This is a genomic window from Limosilactobacillus antri DSM 16041 (assembly GCF_000160835.1).
In the GTDB taxonomy this organism is placed as follows: Bacteria; Bacillota; Bacilli; order Lactobacillales; family Lactobacillaceae; genus Limosilactobacillus; species Limosilactobacillus antri.
In genome coordinates, this window is sequence record NZ_GG700749.1 from 1 (window position 1) to 1,001 (window position 1,001).

Annotated in this window: 3 protein-coding genes; all 3 read right to left on the reverse strand. The window is 37.2% G+C overall.

Annotated features, from left to right (window positions below; translation table 11 throughout):
• Positions 1 to 117: recombinase family protein (locus HMPREF0494_RS11180; RefSeq protein ID WP_161799654.1), on the reverse strand; the 117-nt coding region annotated here is incomplete at its 3' end.
• Between the two features lie 121 nt (positions 118 to 238).
• Positions 239 to 766, reverse strand: a complete 528-nt coding sequence (locus HMPREF0494_RS10695) for an alpha/beta fold hydrolase (protein ID WP_040459107.1) — start codon at positions 764 to 766, stop codon at positions 239 to 241.
• A 31-nt stretch (positions 767 to 797) separates the two neighbouring features.
• Positions 798 to 1,001 (reverse strand): hypothetical protein (locus tag HMPREF0494_RS11850; RefSeq protein WP_204365265.1); only part of this gene is annotated, 204 nt, incomplete at its 5' end.

Consider the following 1,001-nt stretch of genomic DNA (forward strand, 5'->3'; position numbering starts at 1 on the left):
CGTGTTAGCCCCACTTAATTTATCCGTAAATAATTTATCGACGTCTTTTAAAGCCGCTAACTGTCGATCTAAATGTTGCTCCTTGGAACTCACACGCGCATAACCGATTTTAGCCATTTTCAATTCTCCTTTTGGACAGTTCTAATGAACACTTGCAATTCCTAGTATAGCACAGAAATAAAAAAGACCATTAGGGTATACCCTAGTGGCCGTTTAATATACTTTTCTAAAGGGGGGATTAGTATTGTTGCAGTAGCGTCATTAATAATGGCAGCTTTTTTTGGGTAAAATGACCATCATTTCTTAAAATAAGTGTTCCACCCAAATGGTCAAATAAACTTCTTCCTTGCTTTTCATTACAATTGAAAGGATCGTTAAATGAATTGAATATATAAAACTCATTTGAGTTCTTCTTGATTGTCTTCCAATCATAGGATTTTTTTAAGGTTGTGTGACGCATGCCATTCGGTTGACAATAGCCAGCAATCAAATAGACAGCTTTAACTGGTTTTGTTAGTTGTTCAAGTAAAGCTAGGATAATATTTGTTCCGGCAGAATGGCCGATTAAAATTGTGCTTTGATTAATGCCTAAGTTCATTTCTCTAATTTTAACGAGTGTATCTGTTAGCGATTCTTGATCAAGCTTTGGTAAATCTGCCACAATTGTTGATATTCCTAAAGAGTTTAAACTATGAGCAATGTTTTTATACCAAAACTTGTCTGCTGTAGCATGCGGTGCTGACCCATGAAAAATGATTGCATTCATTAAAAAATCCCCTCCATCATTGATAATTACTCTAATAGTTGTTGAGCGCTTGGTCATGCAGTAAATTACCTGTATAATAGATTAAGCAAGAAGTTTTAAGGGCGGTGGCTGTCTTTTCCCTTGCGAGGTGAGGCCCATGGGAACATGGAATAATCTTCAGGAAGGTTTCACAGTCAATGAGCGTCTTCCAGACACTCTCGTTGATGCTGCTGTTTGGCACGTTTTTAATCGCGCT